This is a genomic window from Phenylobacterium aquaticum (assembly GCF_022695515.1).
GTDB classification, from domain to species: domain Bacteria; phylum Pseudomonadota; class Alphaproteobacteria; order Caulobacterales; family Caulobacteraceae; genus Phenylobacterium; species Phenylobacterium aquaticum.
Genome location: NZ_JALDPT010000034.1, coordinates 14,925 through 33,521, shown reverse-complemented (window position 1 = coordinate 33,521; position 18,597 = coordinate 14,925). Strand labels below are relative to the sequence as shown.

Here is an 18,597-nt window from a genome sequence, read left to right as displayed (position 1 = left end):
GCCATCCCCCGCACCTTCGCCCTGCACGCGGCCGCGCTCAAGGGCTGGGTCGCCGACAAGAGGCGCTGGCCAGCGACCGCGAGGCGGTGCGCAGGTTTCCGGAGGCCCGGATCGCCTGGCACAATCTGGGGGCCACCCTGGGCGACCTGGGCCGGGCCGGCGAGGCGATCACGGCGACGCAGACGGCGTTCCGGCTGGGGTTGGACGCGCCGGAGACCTGGCTGGTCCATGGCCGCGCCCTGATCGCCGCCGGCCGGCTGGACGAGGGCGAGGCCGCCCTGGGCCAGGCCCTGCGCCGCCGCCCCGCCGAGGTCGCCTGGTCGGCGGAGCTGGCCAATCTGGTCTGGATGCGACGGGGCGATCTGACCGCCGCCCTGGAGGTGCTGAACGCCGCCGAGCGGGCCGGCGCGCCGGTTCCCCTGGTGCGCATGCGCCAGGCCGACCAGATGCGGGCCGCCGGCCAGGGCGAACAGGCCTGGACGCTGTTGAAGACCGCCTGCGCCCAGGCGCCGAATGTGGGACCGCTGCAGCTGGCGGCGTCCCAGGCGGCGATGAATATCGGCCTGGCCACCGAGGCCGAGGCCCTGGCGCGCCGGGCCCTGGCGCTCGCCCCCGGCGAGCCCGCCGTGCTCAATCAGGTCTGTATCGCGGCCCTGGCCCTGGGTCGGCCGGCCGAGGCGCTGCAGGCGGCCCTCCAGGGGCTTGAGCGGGCGCCCGCCAACCAGTCGCTGTGGGGCTGGGCCGCCGTGGCCGCCCGCCAGGCCGGCGACCCGCTCTATGCGACGCTTTACGACTATGACGGCCTGGTGCGGATCTTCGACCTGCCGACCCCGGACGGCTGGATCGACATGGGGACGTTTCTGGCCGATCTGGACGCGGCGCTGTCGGCCCAGCACCTCTATATAAGAGAGCCCGCCAACCAGTCGGTGCGCCAGGGCAGCCAGATCTCGCACCTGCTGACCGGGTCGGATGATCCGGCGATTCAGGCCGCCTTCCGCCAGTTCGCCCCGGCCATCGCCGACTACGCGGCCGCGCTGGGGCCGGGCGCCGATCCCCTGAGATCGCGCAACACCGGCGCGCAGCAGGTGCATGGCGCCTGGTCGGTGCTGCTGGGGCCCGGCGGGTCGCACAGCAATCACCTGCACATGGAGGGCTGGATCTCGTCGGTCTTCTATGTGGCCACGCCCCAGGTGATCGCCGGGTCCGCGGCCCATGAGGGCTGGCTGAGTTTCGGCGAGCCGCCGATCACGCTCGATCCCCCCTGCCCGCCGGAGCGTTTCGTCGAGCCCAGGCCGGGCCGGCTGGTGCTGTTCCCCTCCTATATGTGGCACGGAGTGATCCCGTTCTCGACGCCGGAGCGGCGGCTGACCATCGCCTTTGACGTCACGCCGGTCTGATCTCGCGCCCGAAAGCCGCAGGGGGACGGAATTCTCAACCCCTGGGGGTTGAGGGCTCTTCATTTGCGCGAACTGCGGCCCGATATAGCGTAAGCCTTCCTCCTCACCCGGGATTCGAATGAAGCAGTTCCTGATCACCACGGCAGGCGTGTTCGCCGGCCTCGTGCTGTTCCTGGTGGGGGTGCCGTTCCTGCTGATCGTCATGGCCGCCGGCGCGACCAAGCCCGACCCGGTTCCGGCCCATGCGGTCCTGAACCTGGACCTGCGCGATCCCCTGACCGATCAGGACCCCAACAATCCCTTCGCCGCCTTCGGCCGCCGGTCGATGTCGGTGATGAGCGTGATCCAGACCCTGCGGAAGGCCGAGACCGACGACAAGGTGGCCGGCGTGCTGATCCGCCTGCCCGAAGGCGGGATCGAGCCGGCGTCGGCCGACGAGATTCGGCTGGCGCTCAAGCATTTCCGGGCGGCCGGCAAGCCGGTCTATGCCCACAGCCAGGGGCTCTATCCCTCGGGCATGATCACCTCGACCTATATGCTGGGCGCGGCGACCGACCAGCTGTGGATGCAGCCGGGCGCCTCGTTCCAGGCCGTGGGCCTGTCCAACGAGGACATCTTCTTCAAGCGCTTCTTCGACAAGTACGGGGTCAAGGCCCAGTACGAGCAGCGCTATGAGTACAAGAACGCGGTCAATCCCTACCTCTATGACGACTACACCCCGGCCCATAAGGAGTCGGAGACCTCGTGGATGGGGTCGGTCTATCGCACGGCGGTGGCGACCGCGGCCGTCGACCGCAAGATCAATCCCCTGGCCCTGACCAAGACCCTGGAGGCCGGGCCCTATCTGGCCGAGGACGCCCAGAAGGTCGGGTTGATCGACAAGGTGGGCCAGGTGAAGGAGGCGCAGGACGCCATCCTGGCCAAGGCCGGATCGAACGCCAAGCTCGTCGACTTCGACGATTATCTGCGCGCCAGCCGCGACGGGGGCGGCGGCTCGGGGCCTGTGATCGCCGTGGTCGAGGCCGAGGGGCCGATCGTCACCGGCCATGACGGGACCGCAAATCCGTTCTCGGGCGGCTCGACCGTCTATTCCGACGACGTCTCCAAGGCGATCTATGACGCGGCGGAGAACAAGGACGTGAAGGCCATCGTCTTCCGGGTGAATTCCCCCGGCGGGTCGGACACCGCGTCCGAACAGATCCTGGCCGCCGTTCGCGCCGCCAAGGCGGCCCACAAGCCGGTGGTGGTCTCGATGGGCACCTATGCCGCCTCGGGCGGATACTGGATCTCGTCGGAGGCCTCAGCGATCGTGGCCGAGCCCACCACGCTCACCGGCTCGATCGGGGTCTATGGCGGCAAGTTCGATCTCGGGCCCGCTCTGGCCAAGTTCGGGGTGGACGTGCGCCAGACGACGGTGGGCGGCGACTATGCCGGCGCCTTCGGCATGGGCCGCGAATTCACCCCGGCCGACCGGGCCGCTTTCGCCGGATGGATGGACCGGATCTACGCCAACTTCGTCGCGCGCGTCGCCGAGGGCCGCAAGCTGTCGCCCGACCGGGTGCGCCAAATCGCCAAGGGCCGGGTCTGGACCGGCGCCCAGGCCCGCCAGCTGGGCCTGGTGGACGAGATCGGCGGCTTCTATCAGGCCGTGGACAAGGCCAAGGCCCTGGCCGAAATCAAGGGCGAGGCGCGCCTGCGCCGCATGACGCCCCAGGTCTCGCCGTTCCAGGCCTTCGAGCACGCGCTGGGCGTTTCGGCGACCTCGGTGCGGACCCTGGCCGCGGCGGCCTGGATCATGGGCGACCCGCGCGCCCAGAGCCTGCTCGATCAGATGGCCGCGACGCGGATGGGCGGGGCCGGCGCCACGGTGCTCGCGCCGCGCATGGCCCGCTAGACTTGAGGGGAGCTGAACCGTGACCACATCGTCCAAGCGCATGGGCCAGGCCGGCCTCGCCGTCGCCCTCGCCGCCGCCGCCCTGGGGTTCGCGACCCCGAGCGCCGCGGCCAAGCCGGCGGGCCCGGACCGGTCGGCCATCCTGCAAAACCTGCTGGACTGCCGGGCCAAGACCGATCCGCAGGTCCGGCTGGCCTGTTTCGACGCCGTCGCCGCCCAGTTCGACACCGCGGCCGCCAAGGGCGACGTGGTGGTGGTGGACCGCGAGCAGATCCGCTCCATGAAGCGCCAGGCCTTCGGTCTGTCCCTGCCCAGCCTGTCCATGCTGACGCCCGGCGGGGCGACCAAGGACGAGGTGGACGAGCGCCTCGAGGTGGTGCTCGACCAGGCCCAGGTTGGCCAGGACGGCCACATGTACTTCACCTTCGAGGACGGGGCGGTGTGGCGCCAGTTCGACCAGTCCGAGCTGTGGCCCAAGCCGAAGAAGGGCATGAAGGGGGTCGTGACCCGCGGCGCGGTCGGAAGCTTCTTCCTGTCCCTGGACGGCAAGCCCGGCGTGCGGGTGCAGCGTCAGCGTTAGGTTGACCGCGGACGCATCGGGTGATTTCCGTTTAAGCGCCCGGACAGCGGGCGTTCTGCAGGCCGCGGCCGTGGCGCATATGGAATTCATGAGCGATGTCTGACACCGGCGCCCCCTCCCCCGTCGACATCAATTCCCCGGCCCTGCGCACCCTGGCCGGGGCCGATCCGGCGCGGGCCCTGACGATCCTGAAGCGGGCGCTGGAGCTGCAGCCGGACAATCTGGGCGCCTGGCTGAACTATGCCGGCCTGTTGCGCGCCTCCGGCGACAGCGAGGCGGCGCTGGACGCCCTGAACCACGCGCTGGGCGTCGAGCCGCGCTCGTTCCACGCGCTTCTGATGAAGGGCTCGATCTTCGACCGTCAGGGGAACATGCCCAAGGCGGGGCGGACCTATGCGCTGGCCCTGCTGTTCGCGCCGCCGATCGAGCAGCTGGATCCGCCCACCCAGACCGCGCTGGCCCGGGCGCAGGCGGTCTATGAGACCTATCTCTCAGACTTCAACCGCGAGGTCTGGTCGGCGGTGGACGCCAAGTCGGGGCGGGAGGGCGCGCGCGACCGCCAGCGGGTGAACCGGTTCCTGGACATCATCAGCGGCAAGAAGCCCAGCTATCCGCAGAAGCCGACCGACTATTATTTCCCGGGCTTGCCGCCGATCGAGTTCTTTGACGACGAGATGTTCCCGTGGATGGACGCCTTCGAGGGCTATTTCCCGGACATCCTGGCCGAGCTGCAGGCCGAGCTGGACCGCGGGGCCAAGACCTTCGCCCCCTATGTGCAGCTGCCGATGGACGCCCCCGTCGACCAGTGGAAGCTGCTCAATCACTCCGACACTTGGTCGTCCCTGGCCATGAAGTCGAACGGCCGGGTGGTGGAGGAGAACGCCCCGCGCTTTCCCAAGACGCTGGAGGCCCTGGCCCTCCTGCCGCAGCCCGTCGTGCCCAACCGCTCGCCGGTGGCGATCTTCTCGGCGCTGAAGCCGCGCACCAAGATCCCGCCGCACCACGGGGTATCGAACACCCGCATGGTGGTCCACCTGCCGCTGATCGTGCCCAATCACTGCGGCTTCCGGGTGGGGTCGGAGACCCGTGAGTGGAAGCCCGGCAAGGCCTGGGTGTTCGACGACACCATCGAGCATGAGGCCTGGAACGACAGCGACCAATTGCGCGTCATCCTGATCGCCGATATCTGGAACCCCTATCTCACGGACTACGAACGTGAAATGTACGCCGCCATTCTCGGGGCGGTGGACGCGTTCCACAACGAAGCCGTGGCCTATTCCGAAGCCATCTGACAGTCGGGCGCGCCAAAGCCTGCGCCCGCCCTCCCCTATTCTCCGGCCTTGAGATCGAAACTTGGATCGCGAAACGCTCTTCAACTCCATCAACCAGAAGCTGGCCGCCAACGATATCGACGGCGCCATCGATCTGGCTGAAGTCGCCGTCGCGCTGGGGGAGAGCCATCCGACCCTGTTCAATCTCTGCGCCCACCGGCTGGAGACCCAGGGCGATTTCGAGGGCTCGCTGAAGCTGCTCGACCAGGCCCACCAGCTGGCCCCCAAGGACGCCAGCATCCTGAACGCCATCGGCCAGTCGTGGCTGAAGCAGGCCGCGCCGCGCAATGCGCTGCGCGCCTTCGCCGCCGCCCTGACCTATGAGCCCAACTTCCCCCCGGCCCACCATGGCGCGGGCCTGGCCCTGCGGGCGCTGGGGGACGTGGCGGAGGCGCGCACCGCCCAGATGCGGGCGGCGCAGCTCGACCCCAACTATCCCGATCCGCGCGGCGCCCTGGCGATCCTGGCCCTGCATGAGCGCAAGTGGGACGAGGCCCGGGCCCATGCTGAGGCCGCCCTGCGGCTCGACCCGACCGAGCCGGCGGCCTTCCTGGTGCTGGCGACGCTTGAAGGCGAGGCCGGCCACCATGAGGCGGTCGCCAAGATGATCGCCGAGGGCATCAACCGACCCAATATCGCGCCCCTGCAGCGCGCCGCGCTCGACCGGCTGCACGGCGACGCCCTGGACGCGCTCGGCCGCTATGACGAGGCCTTCGCCGCCTATAGCGACGGCGCCGCCATCCTGCGCGCCATCTATGCGCCGCAGCACGCCGGCGAGGGCGACGAGGCCGCGCTGGATCTCGCGAACCGGATCCGTCGCGAATTCGATCAGGACATCAAGGCCTTCCCGGCCCCGCACACGGCAGCGGCGCGCCCGGAGGTCAATCACGTGTTCCTGGTGGGCTTCCCGCGGTCGGGGACCACGCTACTGGAGCAGATCCTGGCCAGCCACCCGCAGGTGGTCGCGCTGGAGGAAAAGCCGACCCTGAACCCGGAGATCACCGAGTTCTTCCTCGACCAGGACAGCCTCAGCGGCTTGATGAACCTGAGCGAGGCGGAGATCGAGACCCGGGTCGCGGCCTATTGGGCGCGGATCGCCGACTACGGGATCGATGTCGCGGGCAAGACCTTCGTGGACAAGCAGCCGTCCATGACGCTGTACCTGCCGCTGATCGCCAAGCTGTTCCCCAAGGCCAAGATCATCTTCGCCCGGCGCGACCCGCGCGACGTGGTGCTGAGCTGCTTCCGGCGCGGGTTCGAGATGAACCGCACCACCTACGACTTCGCCGACCTGGAGCGGCTGTCGGCCTATTACGCCGCCACCATGGATCTGGCCGAGGTCTATTTCGAGACCCTGCCCCTGACCTTCCACGTGCACAGCCACGAGGCGATGATCGCCGACTTCGACGGCCAGATCGCCAAGCTGTGCGAGGCCATCGGCCTGGATTTCGACGAGAACATGCGCAACTTCGTCGAGACGGCGAAGCAGCGCGACATCCGCACGCCCAGCGCGGGCCAGGTGGTGCAGGGGCTGAACGCCTCCGGCGTCGGCTACTGGCGCAATTATGAGCGCCACATGGGCCCGGCGATCGAGATCCTGCAGCCCTGGATCAACAAGTACGGCTACGCCTGACGGGCTGATCGCCCGCCGCACGTCCGACGCCCTATCGTCTAATCGCGACCCATGCCGCCGCATGCGGCCGTACGCCTTCGCGCGCCCGCCCAGGCTCGCCGACCGCGCCTGGGACAAGGCCCAGATACAAAAATGGCGGGCTGGCCGAAGCCAACCCGCCACATCTGAAGTCAAGTCAGACTGGACTTAGAACTCGGCGCTGACGCTCATGAAGATGTTGCGGCCGAGGGTGTCGTAGGTCTGCGGGAACGTGTTGCCGTTACCGCCGCCGAAGGCGCCGGTGTTGACCGAGTCACCGCGGGGCGGGTCTTGGTCGAACAGGTTGTTCACGCCGGCGCGCAGGGTCAGACCCGTACGAACCTTATAGGAGGCGCTGAGGTCGATGTAGTTGATCGCCTTCAGCTTGGCGTCGATGGTGTCGACGATGCCGTTGGTGAGGAACGCATTGGTCGAGTTGCCGTCAAACTTGGTCGAACCAATGTAACGCCAGGTCAGGGTGGCGCTCACGTCCCACGGGGTGTTCCAGGTGATCTTGGCCCGGTGACGCCACTTCGGGGTCGGGACGCTGCCCGTCGCCGCGGTGTTGTTGCAGGTCACGCCGAAGTAGCCCGCGCATTCGTAGGTGCCGCCACCAGTCACCGGTTGGGTGACGTAGTTCTTGGTGTAGGTGCCCACGAGGCCGAAGGTCAGACCACCCCAATCCGGCAGGCTCCAGTCGGCGAACGAGGTCCGGTAGGTGCCGGAAACGTCGATGCCCTTGGTCTGGATGAAGCCGGTGTTGGTGTTGGTGGCGTCGACATAGCCCGCGCCGAACAGGTCACCGGTCGTCGCGTCGCGATGGATGTGCGAGCAGTAGACCGAGGAGCCCGTGGAGAGGCAGTTCGAGAGGGTCACGGCCGGACCGCCGATGCCCGCGGAGATGATGTTGCGGACGCGGACGTTCCAGTAGTCGACCGACAGGCTCAGGCCCGGCACGAAGTGCGGGGTGAACACGGCGCCGTAGGTGTAGGTGTCAGCAAGTTCGGGCTGCAGGTCCGGGTTGCCGCCGGTGATCGAGCCGCACTGCGACGCCGGGCAAGGGTCGATGTGACCGTACTGGGCCGCGGTGACGCCCGACAGCTGGCAGGCCGCCAGGGACTTCTGCGGGGTGTTGCCGCCGCAGGGGTCGGACCCGTTGAACAGGTTCTGGGTCTGGGGCAGGAACAGGTTGACGATGTTCGGGGCCCGAACGGCGCGGTTGTAGCTGTAACGGAACCGGACGTCTTCCGTCGGCGCGTATTCGGCTTCACCCTTGTAGGTGTTGGTCGAGACGCCGGTGTTGTAGTCCGAGTAACGATAGCCGCCGGTCACCGACAGGGTCTTGATCCAGGGCTTGTCCTGAACCAGGGGCATGCGGGCTTCGCCGAACAGTTCATAGACGTCGAACGAACCCGAGACGCTCTTGCTCTGGCTGCCGCCCGAGAGGTCGCCGAGGGTGTATTCGTTGTCGACGTTATACTCGAGGCTTTCACGACGATATTCGGCGCCGGCCGCGACGCCCAGGCCTTGGTCGGCCCAGGGGGTCTTCACGCCGTATTGGCCGAGGTCACCCGTGATCGAACCGCTGACGATCTGTTCGATCGTGTTGCCGTTCCGAAGGCCGGGGGTCAGCAGGTACTTGTAGGCGTCTTGGCTGATGCCGGCGCCGAGGGCCTGGAAGATGTTCAGCGGGACGCAGTCGCCGCCCGAATAGCACTTGCCGGTCGTCGGATCGACCAGCAGGGCCTTCTGGATCTTCGACAGCGAGGTGTAGCCGCCCTGGGTGTCCTGATAGGCGGCCGTGCCGTACTGGGCGTAGATGTCGTAGTTCCAGCCGTCACCCAGATCGCCGCGAGCGCCGAAATTGATCTTGTAGTTGGTGTGGCTGTAGGCGTCGGTCCGCGGCACGGCGGCGAAGCGGTAGCCGGCCAGCATGCGGCCGACGGCCGAGGTGCCGGCGGCGGCGCCGCAGAGCGCGGTCTGTTGCGAGGCCGACATCAGCGGGTTGTTACAGTTGACCTCGAAATAGCTCTGGCCAACCACGGCGCCCGAGCCGCTGAACAGGCCCGACGGCGCGTATTGCGCGGTCGAACGGTCGTCAGCGAACATGAACTCCGAATAGAGTTCGATCTTCGGGGCGATCTGATAGTGCGCGTAGTAACCGGCCGTATAACGGTCGTCCTGGCGCTGCAGATAGCTGAGGGTGTTGAAGTTGTAGCCGAACGAACCTTGCGACGGCACGAAGGTCTTGGAACCGTTCGGGTTGTCCGCGAAGTTGTGGGTCGTGTCCGGCGGCGTCACGCCCGGCGCGGTCAGGAAGCGGAACTTGCCGTAGGCGCCGTTGGACGAGCCGAAGCACTTGTAGCTGTCATAGGCCGAATTGACCGAGGTCGGGCCGGGTTGCGAATAGAGGCCGCACGCGGCGTAGTCGCGGGTCGACTGGGTCACCGGCTGGGAGTTGAAGTAGGTCCCGTAGACGGTGATGTTGCCCTTGTCGTCGTCGAAGTTCGACCCGAACACCAGAGAGACGCTGGTCTGGCCGCCGTCGGTCACGTGACCGGGGACCTTGTAGTTCGCGGCCTTCAGGGCCGCCTGGACGGTCGAGTCCTGTTGGCCATGTTCGTTGAAGCTGTACTGGGCGTCCATTTTGACGCCCTGGAAGTTCTTCACCATCAGGAAGTTGACGACGCCGGCGACGGCGTCGGCGCCGTACACGGCCGAGGCGCCGCCGGTCACCACGTCAACCCGCTCGACGAGCGCGGCCGGGATGGAGTTCAGGTCGGCGACGGGGGACTGGGGGTCGCCGGGTTGCAGGCGGCGGCCGTTGACCAGCACGACGGTGCGGCTCGGGCCGAGGCCGCGGAGGTCGACGGTGGCTGTGCCGTTCGAGTTGATCGACTGACCGAGGTTCTGGCCGCCGATGACCTGCGGCAGGGCGTTGGTCAGGGTGTCGATGGTGGCCGTACCGGCGACCTTCACGTCTTCCTGCGTGACGGTGACCAGCGGGCTGTTGGAGGTGATGTTCGGCTGCGCGATGCGCGAGCCCGTCACCACGATTTCCTGGACTTCGGTGGCCTTGGCCTCCGCCGCCATGGCCTGGGTGGCCGAGACGCCGGCGATCGCGGCGCCGCAAATCATCGAAGACGCCAAGAGGCGTTGTCGAACGGTCATTGATTTCAAGATCGGTCCCTCCAGCGCAAACATCGGCCCTAAAGCCGCGGATCTGCGCCCCACTGAAGTTGTCACGGGCGCGTCAATCGCGCCAGATTGCCGGCATAATCGACCTCGCCCCCCCTCGGTCAATGTCCATTAAGGTTTGGACACGTCATGAGGTAACGCATGTCACTTTGCAGTCACACATCAGGCGGGTGATGGCCACACAACGGGCGTCGGCGCCGGGTCCGTGACAATTTGGTCAGGCGGGCGGCGAAATCGCAACACCGGCGGGCGCCCGGCGTCAGCGGTGAAACCCTTGAAATCAAAGCCGGGGTGGCCTGCAGGCCATGCGATTCGCCGCTCGGCGCGCCCCCAGAATCAAGAAGGCCGTGGGGTGACCAAATCTGGTCAGCCACCCCACGGCCCGGTCTTGTTTAAGTCCGGATGGACTTAGAAGCGGGCGCGCAGGCCCACGAAGTAGCGGCGACCCAGGACGTCATAGGTCGACGGGTCGGTGTTGGCTTCGATCTGCGACGTGTAGGCCGGAGCCGCCTTGTCGCCGACATTGGTCACGCCGGCCCGCAGGTCGAACATGTCGTTGATCTTCCAGCTGCCATCGACGTCGTAGTAGCTGTAGTTCGGAGCCGCCTGGCCGCCGGCGAAGAAGTCGTCGACCTTGCTCACGAAGCGCCAGCGCATGCCGAGCTCGATGTCCTGCCAGGCCCAACGGACGCCGAGGGCACCCTTCCAGTGGCTGTAGTTCGAGCCAAGGGTGTTGCCGACGGTGCCGGCCCGATGGTCGATGTTGCCGCCCGGAATGGACTCAACGTCGTAGTTCAGCAGGTAGGTGCCCTGCAGATTGGCGCTGATGCGGCCCCAATCATCGCTCAGGCCCACAGCGCCCAGACCGAAGCCCCAGTCCGCCTGGAAGTCGATGCCGTCGGTTTCGTAGGACGCCAGGTTGGCGTTCGTCGAAGTGACGTTGACGATTTCACCGGTGGCCGGGTCGCGACGGATCAGCGAGCAGAACAGGTTGCTCGTCGAGAAGGTCGGGTTCGACGCGGTGCCTTGCGGGTTGTTGAAGCAGTAGCTGATCGCGGTAGCGGCGTTGATGGTGCCGACCGCGTTCTCGATCTTCATGTGGTAGTAGTCCACCGAAGCCGAAACGCGCTCGAACAGCGGCATGTCGAAGTGCGGGGCGAAGACCAGACCGGCGGTGTAGCTGTCGGCGGTTTCTTCCTGCAGGGTCGGGTTGCCGCCCGTGGTCGCCTGCACCTGGCTGTTGCCGTAGGTGAAGGTGTCGATCACGACGCTCGGCACGCCTTGGGCCAGGCAGAGCGCCTTGACCTGAGCCGCGCTGGCGCTCTTGCGATAGGCGCCGCGGACGTCGCAGGGATCGCCCGAGCCCACGCCGCCGGCCGGGCCGATGGTCGGGAAGCTCTGGCCGGTCGCCGCGTACAGTTCGCCGACGCTCGGGGCGCGGATGGCCTTGGAGTAGCCGCCGCGCACGGTGAGCGCGTCAACGATCTTCCAGTTGCCGTCCGCACGATAGGTCGAGACGCCGCCGATCGTGTTGTAGTCCGAGTAGCGATAGCCGAGGTCGAGGTTCAGTTCCTTGACGAAAGGCAGATCCTTGACGATCGGGATCAGGGCTTCGCCGTAGACTTCGTACACGTCGGTCGAACCCTGGAGGGGGTTCTGGGCGTTGAAGCCCACCACGCCCGGCGCGTCCTGGGGGATCGGCGCCGTCGAGGTGTCGCGGGTCGACAGGACCGAGTCGGGGATGAAGTTGTAGGCGTTGCGGATGTAGTCGGTGCCGATGGCGACCTTCAGGTGGCCGGCGGGCAGATCGAACACGGTGCCGGTGGCGCTGGCTTCCGCCAGACGCTGGTCATAGGTGGTCGAGTTCTTGGTGATGCGGCTGATATAGGCCGCGCACGCCGCCGAGATCGGGTTGGCGCCGAAGGGGTTGTAACCGCCGGCGCAGATCGACTTGCCGCCGTCGGCTGCTTCGAGAAGCGTGCGGACCGCGCCGTGCGAGACGTTGCCGTATTGGGTTTCGAGGCGCTTTTCACGGCCGTCGGCCATGTAGGCGTCGAAGGTCCAGTCGCCCCACAGCTTGCCGTTCACGCCCACCAGCATCTGGGTGACGGTGTAGTCGCTGACCGAACGACGGCCGCCCAGTTCGCTGAAGCGCTTGCGGATCAGGAAGGGCGCGGTCGGGTTCGGACGCGAGGCCAGCAGGGTCTGCAGGTCGGTCGGGACGAAGGGGTTGTTGTAGGGAACCAGGAAGCCGGTGTTGCCGGTGGCCGGGTTCGACGCCGCCGGCGACGGAGCCAGGAGGGCGCCGGACTGGTAGCTGACGAAGTTGAACTGGGCGTAGCCCTTCACGTTGTCGACCAGGTCATGTTCGACGCGGGCGAAGGCGTTGTAGCGCTCGAGCGGCACGACCAGGTAGTTCAGCGGGCCGGTGTTGTAGTTGCCGGTGACCGGGATCGTCGAATAGTCGATCGTGGTCGGGCCCTTGTAGTTCACGCCGTTGGCGAACAGCGAACCGTCCTGGTTGAAGCCCAGACGGGTGAAGGTGCGGCTGACGGTGCCGGGAGCCTTGCCGTACTTCGCGAACACCGCGTCCATCGCGGCCTGGGTCGGCGCGTTGGTGGCGATGGTGTCGTAGGAGCCAAGCGGGGTGGTCGAGGACGCGCCGGAGACCGACGAGATCGCGCGGGCGCCGTTCTTGATCGAACCGCGGTTCGAGAAGCCCAGGGCCAGGACCGCGTTGCCGGCGCCGCCGTCGAAGTCGCCGCCCATCAGCAGGGTGACGTTCTCGGTCTCGCCGTCGCGGCGGGTGGTGGAGCCGTACTGGGTGTCGACTTCAATGCCGTTGAAGTGCTTCTTCAGGCGGAAGTTCACGACGCCGGCGATGGCGTCCGAACCGTAGGTCGCCGAGGCGCCGCCGGTGATGACTTCGACGCTTTCGATCAGGCCGGGCGGAACGGTGTTCAGGTCGACGGTGCCGTCCGAGTTGGACGGCGGAATGCGACGGCCGTCCATCAGGACCAGGGTGCGCTGCGTGCCGAGGCCGCGCAGTTCGACGTTGGCCTGGCCGGACCCGCCCGGGTTGTTCGAGGTCGCCGTCACCGACGGCACGAACTGGGGCATGGTGTTCAGCAGGGTGTCGACGGTGACCGTGCCGGTGTTCTTCAGCGCTTCGGCGCCGACGGTCACGATCGGGGTGTTCGACTCATAGTCCTGGCGAGCGATGCGCGAGCCGGTGACGATGATTTCTTGGACTTCGGTGGTGCCCGTCTCGGCCGCGAAGGCCGGGGTGGAGGCGACGGCGAGAACCGCCATACCGCCCAGGATGGACGACGCCAGCAGGCGGTCGCGCGTTGATTTCATGCTCAAGATTAAAACCCTCCAGCAAGCACCCGCGCCGTAGCGGGTCGCTTTGCGGCCCCATTTTTGTTTCACCCACGCCACATTTGCAGCTTGGTTGAGGCTGGTGTTACGGAAGTTACGCAAACCCAGCAATATTCTTTACCAAAACGTAATGCCGATGGCTGGGACGTGTCGCATTCTGGTCACATAGGGCGACATTCACCCTCGCCACCCCGATCCAGGGGAATGACGCCCCCCGCGCGTCAGCCCCCATTTTGGGTATGGGCGCCGCCAAATCCTTGGCGCCCAAGGGGTGTGGGGGCGGCCGGCCCCGGCGACGCGACACAATGCGGCCACGATTTCGACCTGTTGCAAGCTCGCCCCGCCCCCGCCGGACATCGCGGCCGCCCGCCTACGGATTGCTGCGCGCCCCGGCTCCGACTACGACTCCGGCTCCTCGCAGATTTCAGGGCTCGTCCATGAGAACCTCCCTTCGCCTCGGCCTGACCGCCGCCCTGGTTCTGACCGGCGGCGTCGCAGCCCTGGCCGCGACCGCGGCCGCCCCGGCGGCCTCGACCGCCGCGGTGGTCATCCAGCGGATGATCGCCTGCCACGCCAAGACCGACGATAAGGACCGCCTGGCCTGCTACGACGCGGCGGTGTCGGACCTGATCAGCAGCGTCCAGGCGACGACGAGCGGCGGCGGCGATTCGCAGACCCCGGCCAAGCCCCTGGGCGGCGACGTGCTGGTCATCGATCGCGAGCAGGTCCGGGCCGCGCGCCGCCAGGCCTTCGGGTTCGACCTGTCGGCCCTGTCGGTCTTCGACCGCGGGGACAAGCCGGAGGTGATCGACAAGATCTCGACCACGGTGGACCGGGCCTATCTGCAGGGCGACGGCCACTGGCTGCTCGACATGGCCGACGGCGCCGAGTGGGTGCAGACCGACGACGAGAAAATGTGGAAGCCCCCGGTCAAGGGCTCCAAGGCCGAGATCCGCAAGGCCTCGATGGGCAGCTATTTCATCAATATCGACGGCCAGCGGGCCATCCGCGCCAAGCGGGTGAAATAGACCCTCAGACCGGCACGGCGTCGAAGGCCACGGTCAGGCGGGGCTGGGTCGAGCTGAAGGGCACGGTGCCGTGCCACATATAGGACGGGAACAGCACGATCCGGCCGGGCTGCGGCTGGACGAAATGCTCCGCCTCCAGCACCGGGGCGGTCACCACGCCCGGCTGGCCGAACTTGATCCAGCCGGCGCGAGTCTCGGTGTCGGCCACCTCGTCCGGCAGGCTGACATAGCTGGCCGAGGACAGCCATCCCATCGGATGGACGTGGTCGCTGTGGAAGCCCTGCGAGGCCAGGCGTACGGTCCAGGCGCCGGTCATCCGGGTCGCCCCGGTGTTGCGCGAGCGGATGGGGTCGTTCCCCTGGCCCAGCCTGGCCGAATGCTCGGTGACCACCGCCCGGGCCGAGGCCAGATAGGCCTCGATCACCGCGCCGTTCTCGCCGTTCAACTTCAGGGTCTGCTGGCTGCCGTGGCGCAGAGACTGCGACAGCGGGTGGCTGACATAGGCGTGGACGCCGGTCAGGGCCTGGGTCAAGTCGGCCAGGAAGGCGGGCAGGTTGGCCCAGCCGTCGGGGGTCGGGAGCTCATAGGCGCCCACCAGGGTCTCGTAGTCATAGACCCGCCGATAGCGCGGATCGTCCAGCAGCCGCCAGGCCGTGGCCAGGATCGCCAGGGCGAACTGGTTGTGCGGCGCGCGGAACACCGCCCGTTGCGCCATGTCGGCGGCGCGCGTCCCCTCCCCCGCGGCCAGCCAGGCCTCGGCCATGACCAGTTCGGCGGCCAGGGGGCTGGCCGCGGCCTGGGCGCTGCGCTGGGCCAGCTCCACCGCCGCGCCGACGTCGCCGGCCTCGCCCGCCAGGTGGGCGGCCGAGCGCAGCAGCTCGAAGTCGCCGGGACTGCGGGACAGCGCCCGGGCCAGGGTCTGGCGGGCGGCGCCGATCTCGCCGGCGTATTCCAGGACCGTGGCGCGGATGCTGTGCAGGGTCAGGTCGTCCGGGGCGCGGGCCAGAACGCCGTCGAGATGCTTGAGGGCCTGGCCGACATCGGCGGTGCGCATCCAGATCAGCTGGGCGAGCTCGCGATGGGCGTCGGCGAAGTTGGGCCGCAGGATCACGGCGGCCTCGAAGGCCTCCTGGGCGAGGGTGAGCTTGCCCTGGGCCATCAGGGCGCGGGCCAGCACCAGGCGGGTCTCCGGCGCCGCGAGCCCGAGCGAGATGGCCTTGCGGGCGGCGGCCTCGGACTCCTCGTGCTGCTCCAGGTCGCCGAGCGCGCTGGCGAGGTTGTGCCAGGACACGCCGCTGGTGGGAAACCGCGAGGTCGACTGGCGGTAATAGGTCAGGGCCTCGGACAAGCGCCCCGCGGCCTTGAGCGCCGAGGCGTGGGCGGCGAGCGCGGCGGCCGAGCTGGCGCCGCCGGCCACCTGCGGCGTGGTGATCTTGAGCGCGCCGGCGGCGTCGCCGCGGGCCAGGGCCTCATAGGCCTGCTTGAAATCGGCCGTGACAGCCATGGATCAGAACTCTCCTGCGCCAACCGGCGCGACAGCGGTCTTACTAGCCCTGGCGGAGCCTCAGGCGAAGCCCCCTCGCCTGCTCAGCGATCCTTGGGGTCGATGGCGTCGCGCAGGCCGTCGCCGATGAAGTTGAAGCACATCAGGGTGCCGACCATGGTCACCGAGGGGAACACCAGCAGCCACCAGGCGAGCTCCATGTCCTGGGCGCCGCCGGCGATCAGGGTGCCGAGCGAGGCCATGGGCGGCTGCACCCCCAGCCCCAGGAAGCTGAGGAAGCTCTCCGACAGGATGACCGCCGGAATGGTCAGGGTCACATAGACCACCACCGGCCCCAGCAGATTGGGGATGATGTGGCGGACGATGATCGCCCCCTGGGTCAGGCCGGCGGCGCGGGCGGCCTCGACGAACTCCTTCTGCTTCAGGGCCAGCGTCTGGCCGCGGACGATGCGGCTCATGGTCAGCCACTCCACGGCCCCGATGGCCACGAAGATCAGGATGATGTTCGAGCCGAAGGTCACCATCAGCAGGATGACGAAGAAGATGAAGGGCAGCGAATAGAGCACGTCGACGATGCGCATCATCGCCTCGTCGACCACGCCGCCGACGAAGCCGGCCACCGCGCCCCAGGCCACGCCGATCACCAGGGAGACGAAGGTGGCGACGAAGCCGATGGCCAGCGAGACCCTCAGGCCCATGAGCTGGCGGGCCAGGAGGTCGCGGCCGAGCTCGTCGGCGCCCAGGATGTGCCCGGCGGTCAGGGGCTGGGCCCAGACATCGGCCTTGTTGATCTCGTCATAGCGGTAGGGCAGCAGCATCGGGCCGATCACGGCCAGGACCACCAGGGCGGCCAGGACGATCATGCCGGTGACGGCCGCGCGGTTGCGCATCAGCCGGCGCCGGGCGTCCTCCCACAGGCTGCGGCCACGGACGGCGGCTTCCATCAGTTCGGCGCCGCGACGCGAGCCGGGGGCCAGGACCGGGCCGGTCATGACAGCCGCACCCGCGGATCGAGCAGGGCGTAGACCAGGTCGGCCACCAGGTTCAGGAACAGGATCAGGGCCGCGTAGAAGATCACCATGCCCATCACCACCGTGTAGTCGCGCTGCAGGGCGCTGATCACGAAGAACTTCCCCAGGCCCGGCAGGTTGAAGATCTTCTCCACCACCAGGGAGCCGGTGAGCAGGCCCGCGCAGGCCGGCCCCAGATAGCTGACCAGGGGCAGGATCGCGGCGCGCAGGGCGTGCTTCATGACGATGGTGCGGGCCGGCAGGCCCTTGGCCCGGGCGGTGCGCACATAGTTGGACTGCAGCACCTCGATCATGCCGGCCCGGGTGAGGCGCGAGATGATCGCCACCTGCGGCAGGGCCAGGACGGTGACGGGCAGGACCAGATTGCCGATCGCCCCGCCGTTCCAGCCGCCGTTCGGCAGCCATTGCAGGATCGAACCGAACAGCAGGACGAGAAGCGGGGCGATCACGAAGGTCGGGATGCAGACCCCGACGATCGCCACCCCCATGACGCCCACATCGACCCAGCCGTTCTGGCGCAGAGCCGCCAGGACGCCGAGCGTCACGCCGACGCCGGCGGCGATGGTGATCGCCGACAGGCCCAGGATCAGGCTGACCTTGTAGTTCTCCTGCAGGATCTGCAGGACCGTCTTGTCCTTGTATTTCAGGGACGGCCCGAAATCGCCGCGCAGCACGTCGCGGACATAGGTGACGTATTGCTCGCCTAGGGGCCGGTCCATGCCGTAGCGGGCGAGCACGTTGCGCTCGATCTCGGGCGACAGCTTGCGGTCCATGTCGAAGGGACTGCCGGGCGCGGCGCGCATCATGAAGAAGGCGACGGTGACCACGAGGAACAGGGTGGGCAGGGCCACAAACAGACGGCGGCCGATGAAGCGCAGCATGAAGGGGTGACGCTCGCGGAGGGCGGCCTTTTACGCCGGCCGGTCATTGCGAAACTTCCATCGCCCCCCGATGATGTCAACGAAGGGTCTCACTCCAAAGAGCGTGCGTATCACATGACCGAATTTCGACGCGTCACCGACCAGCTTTCCGTCAGCCCGCAGATCGCGCTCAGCGATCTCGCCCGGGCCGCCGCGCGGGGCTTCAAGCTGGTGATCAACAATCGGCCCGATGGGGAGGAGCCCGGCCAGCCGACCAGCGCCGAGATGGAGGCGGCCGCCAAGGCTGCGGGCCTGGCCTATGCCCATATTCCCGTCCGCGGCGGGCCCACCCCCGATCAGGTGGAGGCCGAGCGCCTCCTCCTTGAGGACGCGCCCGGGCCGGTGCTGGCCTTCTGCCGCTCCGGCACGCGCTCCATCGTCACCTGGTCGATCGGCCAGGCCCAGGCGGGGACGCGCACCCGCGAGGAACTGGTCGGGCTGGGCGAGATCGCCGGCTATGATCTGTCCGGCGTGCTGCCCGGTTAGGGGTGGCTCATGGCCAGCGGAACGCGCACGGCGCCCATGGCGACCGGTTCCGATTGGCAGCTGGCGACGGCCATGACCATCTGAGCCGTCAGGAGACACAGGAAGGCGAAGGCCGCGCGCTGGAGCCGTTTTGAAACAAAAATCGCCGCGTCCGCCATGAGTACTGCTCCATTTCGATAAACTGGAGCGGCTCACC

13 protein-coding genes are annotated in these 18,597 nt (G+C 67.9%); 7 read left to right on the top strand and 6 right to left on the bottom strand.

The genetic code is table 11. From position 1 onward, the window contains the following. Window positions 1-86: 86 nt before the first annotated feature. From MQH10_RS20660 to MQH10_RS20640, 5 genes are all read left to right on the top strand, one after another. Window positions 87-1,397 (top strand): putative 2OG-Fe(II) oxygenase, encoded by a 1,311-nt coding sequence (locus MQH10_RS20660; RefSeq protein ID WP_242565871.1) that lies wholly within the window; start codon window positions 87-89, stop codon window positions 1,395-1,397. A gap of 118 nt (window positions 1,398-1,515) precedes the next feature. Then, the gene (sppA, locus tag MQH10_RS20655; protein ID WP_242565870.1) at window positions 1,516-3,291 is read left to right on the top strand and encodes a signal peptide peptidase SppA; all 1,776 of its coding nucleotides are present in this window, start codon (window positions 1,516-1,518) and stop codon (window positions 3,289-3,291) included. A 19-nt stretch (window positions 3,292-3,310) separates the two neighbouring features. Next, window positions 3,311-3,871 (top strand): hypothetical protein, encoded by a 561-nt coding sequence (locus MQH10_RS20650; RefSeq protein ID WP_242565869.1) that lies wholly within the window; start codon window positions 3,311-3,313, stop codon window positions 3,869-3,871. Between the two features lie 95 nt (window positions 3,872-3,966). After that, on the top strand, window positions 3,967-5,163 hold the full coding sequence (locus tag MQH10_RS20645) for an aspartyl/asparaginyl beta-hydroxylase domain-containing protein (RefSeq protein WP_242565868.1): 1,197 nt from the start codon (window positions 3,967-3,969) through the stop codon (window positions 5,161-5,163). A gap of 61 nt (window positions 5,164-5,224) precedes the next feature. Continuing rightward, the gene (locus tag MQH10_RS20640) at window positions 5,225-6,835 is read left to right on the top strand and encodes a tetratricopeptide repeat-containing sulfotransferase family protein (protein WP_242565867.1); all 1,611 of its coding nucleotides are present in this window, start codon (window positions 5,225-5,227) and stop codon (window positions 6,833-6,835) included. Between the two features lie 186 nt (window positions 6,836-7,021). Here MQH10_RS20640 and MQH10_RS20635 read toward each other — a convergent pair whose 3' ends face one another. Continuing rightward, window positions 7,022-9,991 (bottom strand): TonB-dependent receptor domain-containing protein, encoded by a 2,970-nt coding sequence (locus tag MQH10_RS20635; RefSeq protein WP_242565866.1) that lies wholly within the window; start codon window positions 9,989-9,991, stop codon window positions 7,022-7,024. A gap of 468 nt (window positions 9,992-10,459) precedes the next feature. Continuing rightward, the gene (locus tag MQH10_RS20630) at window positions 10,460-13,411 is read right to left on the bottom strand and encodes a TonB-dependent receptor plug domain-containing protein (RefSeq protein WP_242565902.1); all 2,952 of its coding nucleotides are present in this window, start codon (window positions 13,409-13,411) and stop codon (window positions 10,460-10,462) included. 458 nt (window positions 13,412-13,869) lie between these two features. On the opposite strand from MQH10_RS20630, the gene MQH10_RS20625 reads away from it, so the two are divergent. After that, complete coding sequence (locus MQH10_RS20625; protein WP_242565865.1) at window positions 13,870-14,460, top strand: class I SAM-dependent methyltransferase; 591 nt, start codon at window positions 13,870-13,872, stop codon at window positions 14,458-14,460. A 4-nt stretch (window positions 14,461-14,464) separates the two neighbouring features. On the opposite strand, the gene MQH10_RS20620 is transcribed toward MQH10_RS20625, so the two are convergent. The 3 genes from MQH10_RS20620 to MQH10_RS20610 form a co-directional block, all read right to left on the bottom strand. Next, window positions 14,465-15,964: a putative 2OG-Fe(II) oxygenase gene (locus MQH10_RS20620; protein ID WP_242565864.1), complete on the bottom strand. Its 1,500-nt coding sequence runs from the start codon at window positions 15,962-15,964 to the stop codon at window positions 14,465-14,467. An 83-nt stretch (window positions 15,965-16,047) separates the two neighbouring features. Then, a complete protein-coding gene (locus tag MQH10_RS20615; protein ID WP_242565863.1) occupies window positions 16,048-16,956 on the bottom strand; it encodes an ABC transporter permease in 909 nt (302 codons plus the stop codon). Beyond that, on the bottom strand, window positions 16,953-17,876 hold the full coding sequence (locus MQH10_RS20610) for an ABC transporter permease subunit (RefSeq protein ID WP_242565862.1): 924 nt from the start codon (window positions 17,874-17,876) through the stop codon (window positions 16,953-16,955). The genes MQH10_RS20615 and MQH10_RS20610 overlap by 4 nt, the downstream gene beginning before the upstream one ends. Before the next feature lie 114 nt (window positions 17,877-17,990). On the opposite strand from MQH10_RS20610, the gene MQH10_RS20605 reads away from it, so the two are divergent. Continuing rightward, window positions 17,991-18,401 carry a TIGR01244 family sulfur transferase gene (locus tag MQH10_RS20605; RefSeq protein WP_242565861.1) on the top strand — a complete coding sequence of 137 codons (411 nt, stop codon included), beginning with the start codon at window positions 17,991-17,993 and terminating at the stop codon, window positions 18,399-18,401. Here the strand turns inward: MQH10_RS20605 and MQH10_RS20600 are convergent. Continuing rightward, entirely contained in the window at window positions 18,398-18,559 is a 162-nt protein-coding gene (locus tag MQH10_RS20600; RefSeq protein WP_242565860.1) for a hypothetical protein, read from the bottom strand. The two genes, MQH10_RS20605 and MQH10_RS20600, sit on opposite strands and share 4 nt — an antisense overlap. Window positions 18,560-18,597: the final 38 nt, after the last annotated feature.